This window comes from Bacteroides sp. 51 (genome assembly GCF_010500965.1).
GTDB lineage: Bacteria > Bacteroidota > Bacteroidia > Bacteroidales > Bacteroidaceae > Bacteroides.
In genome coordinates this window covers 1,836-5,014 of sequence record NZ_QVMI01000086.1, presented here as the reverse complement: position 1 = coordinate 5,014, position 3,179 = coordinate 1,836, and the positions used below count along the sequence as shown (strand labels likewise).

Here is a 3,179-nt window from a genome sequence, read left to right as displayed (position 1 = left end):
TTCATCTTCCTTGGGTGCGCCACCAGAATCACCAGGCAGTTATTCCTTAGGGCGAAGTTGGTAAACCGGTCGAGTACGGCCGATATATACTGCGTTTCCGTTTGTCCGGGCGGCACCTGATGCTCAAACCGGTTGAACGGGTCTACGCTCAATATCCTCACTCCCTGTTTGCGCACCAGCTCGCGGGCAATATCCAGAATATGATCTACCGTAAAATCCTCTTCGGGCAGTATAAAGCTGAAATTCTCCTGTATATACCGTTCGGCCCGGCAATACTCCGGTTCGGGCATCAACCCTACCTCGAAGGGTTGCCCGGTGGCTTTTTCCATCAGCTTGCGCAAATGATACGTCAGCGGCATATTCTCGGGGCTAAAGAATGCCGCCTTCCACCCATGCCTCACGTTGAGCCGCATCACCAGCTCGTCCGTAAACTCCGACTTTCCCGATCCCGGTACGCCTGTTATCACACACAGCCGCCCCAATTCAAACGTACAGAGCTTGTCAAAGTCCAGCCAGCCCGTATCCGCTCCGGGCTGTATGCCTTCCTCAAAGAGTACCCTTAAATCCCGGCTCACATCTTTCAGACTGAATACCCCCTCCAGCGGCACCTCCTGCGCTTCCTCCAGCAGGGAGGCGAGTACCTGTTTGCCGGCATCGTGAATCTGGCTCCGGCGCCTCGCCGGCTCTCCTCCTGCTTCCAGGTTTTCTGCGGCATCGTAACTCCCCTCCTTTTTTAGAGGAGGGGTGCCCGTAGGGCGGGGTGGTGGGCCTGTAACACCTCATTTGCATCCTTGCACCCCTGGGGATACTCCATTATTTTACACCGTTCCGTCCCCAGCCGTGCAAGCAATGCTTTTCGCAGTTCCAACCCCTTATTGTCATTATCTACCGCAATGTAAATCACCTTTTTATCGTCAAAGTGCGATTCCATAAACCTGTCCATCCAGCTCAGGTTCGTATTCGCTCCTGTGGGCACCGATATCACATCCGTCCGCCCTATTTCCGCGAAGGACAGCGCATCTATTTCCCCTTCCACGCAGATGCATTCCGGTGTTCCTTTTATCCCGTCAATGTTATACGGTATCACCTCTGCGCCGCCCATCATCTTGAAATTCTTTTCCAGGTCGCGGTACTTCGTGTTCACCACTTTCCCGTTTTCATAGTAGTTAAAGCAGATCACCCACTCCTTTTTCCCTGTCTGCGGCATCCATTCCTCTTTAGAACTTACCCCCATCCGTTCCAGCGTCTGGCGACTTATACCCCTCTTTTCGTAAAACCATTCGATGTGTTCCGGCCTCACCCCAGCCCTCTCCAAAGGAGAGGGGGCGGGAACGTCCCGCAGCGAATTTCCGCACGGTGTTTCCCCCTTCACCCTCTCCTTTGGAGAGGGCTGGGGTGAGGCTTTGAACACCTCCCCGCAGTAATGGCACTTCGCCACCCCTTTATCCAGATCCACACTCACCGATTTATCCCTCTTATTCTTCCTCCTGTCCCTACAGAGCGGGCAGTACACTTTCATTTTTCCACTTCTGCGGCCATTTAAATCTAATCTTTCCATGTTGTTATTTGTAATTTGCCATTTGCGAGGTCCCCTTCTCCCCCTTAAGGGGGGAAGAGGGGACCTCCGCCCCCGGATTATTTCTCTCTTTTCGTGCCATCCTTTCAACTTCTTTCTCTTCCCCTTCAATCCTTTCTTTTACCTGCGGGGCTAACTTTGCTTTGTAAATCCCGATTCTTATCAGGCTCAGAAGTTCCGGCTTGCAGTGTGCCGGTACGGTTATCCTCTTCTGCGTTATCAAGTCGTAAAACTCAACATTTTTTCTTCTGGCTCCTTTTTTCTTCATTTCTTCATACCCCACTGTGGTTACGCATGCTATTATCCTTTCATAGTATTTATTGTTGTACTCCACCCAGATTGCACTTTTTTCAGCCTTATCCCGTATTATCTCTATTCTGGCCGCCCTTTCTCTTTTCCATCTGGTCGAAAATGGGAACCAACTGTCAAACTGTTTGTACCTTCGATTTATTTTCTTCTCCAGCTCTTTAGATGTTTTCGTAATCGTTTTATCATTTTGTTTGTAGTTGAAATCATTGCAAAGTAAAATTAAAATAATGCAACATCCTAAAAGCATGGCCCTGCCGGTCATGCTTTTTGCAAATTCTGCTCTTCATTCTTCACTGATTATAGTTTAATTATTCGTACAAAACAATCTGATAATTTATCTCCTTTCTGCGCGCGGCATATTCCCCGTGCGCTTGTCTCCTTTTTGGGGACATTGAAATAACGATACGTATTTTCGCCTTGAATTATTTTCTAATACACGTCGACTTTTTTTTGTTAACAAATATATATTCTTCCATTTGTCGGGTAGATTTAGCCTGATCTGCCGGAACTCTGAATTTATAAAATAAATAATCAAGTCATTTCTTGATATTGAAAAAATATTCATAAGTCATATTGGGTTCTTTAGGTTTATTTTCTTTAATTTCAGTATCAACTTAACAAGGATTATCCTTTCTAAAATTTATGAATGTATGAAATTATCAAAGTTATTAAGCATCGTTTTATGCCGTTACCCGTTGTCGAAAAACAACCGGACGCTCCGCGCCTATCACTCTGCCGTGCAGCGTGTAACTGATTATTGCAACAATCCTAATGTTCAGCTCAAACAGGTATTTACTGCAGGTTTTCTTAAAGGTTTCGAACAACACCTCCGTGTAGATGGTCTGAAAGACAATTCAATTTCCTCTTATATGAACGCTTTGCGTTCTCTTTATCGCGAGGCCCGGCGATTGGGTTTGATGGCCTTTATTCCCGGTCTTTTCGACAATGTGTTTACGGGTAGCGCACCTACCGAGAAGCGTTCCCTGGAATCCGATGTTATTGCCTTAATCCTCTCGGCCGACCTTTCCGATGATCCTCGCCTTGCTCTTAGCCGCGACTTGTTTGTTCTTTCTTTCCTGTTGCACGGCATGCCTTTTGTTGACTTGGCTCACCTGACCAAAACGAATATTCAGGGCGATCTTATCGTCTATCGCCGCAAGAAAACAGGCGGATCGGTCACCGTCCCCATTCATCCCAATGCCCACATATTACTTAATAAGTATGCTTCCCGTCAGCCCGGGCCTTATGTTCTTTGTTTGTTTGATTCTGATGCATCCGGTAGCTCTCCCAAGTA

Annotated in this window: 4 protein-coding genes; 1 reads left to right on the top strand and 3 read right to left on the bottom strand. The window is 47.2% G+C overall.

The features are described from left to right. The 3 genes from D0T87_RS23590 to D0T87_RS23580 form a co-directional block, all read right to left on the bottom strand. The coding region (locus D0T87_RS23590; protein ID WP_370526967.1) for a DnaB-like helicase C-terminal domain-containing protein at positions 1 to 575 on the bottom strand (575 nt) is incomplete at its 3' end. A 158-nt stretch (positions 576 to 733) separates the two neighbouring features. Then, positions 734 to 1,558: a toprim domain-containing protein gene (locus D0T87_RS24785; protein ID WP_239063870.1), complete on the bottom strand. Its 825-nt coding sequence runs from the start codon at positions 1,556 to 1,558 to the stop codon at positions 734 to 736. A gap of 4 nt (positions 1,559 to 1,562) precedes the next feature. Then, positions 1,563 to 2,147 carry a hypothetical protein gene (locus D0T87_RS23580; RefSeq protein ID WP_163178609.1) on the bottom strand — a complete coding sequence of 195 codons (585 nt, stop codon included), beginning with the start codon at positions 2,145 to 2,147 and terminating at the stop codon, positions 1,563 to 1,565. A gap of 388 nt (positions 2,148 to 2,535) precedes the next feature. On the opposite strand from D0T87_RS23580, the gene D0T87_RS23575 reads away from it, so the two are divergent. After that, positions 2,536 to 3,179: site-specific integrase (locus D0T87_RS23575; protein ID WP_163178607.1), on the top strand; the 644-nt coding region annotated here is incomplete at its 3' end.

Excerpts from the sequence above, each read along its gene's own strand:
- D0T87_RS23580 (WP_163178609.1), bottom strand. The coding sequence starts at position 2,147 with ATGACCGGCAGGGCCATGCTTTTAGGATGTTGCATTATTTTAATTTTA.
- D0T87_RS24785 (WP_239063870.1), bottom strand. The coding sequence starts at position 1,558 with ATGGAAAGATTAGATTTAAATGGCCGCAGAAGTGGAAAAATGAAAGTG.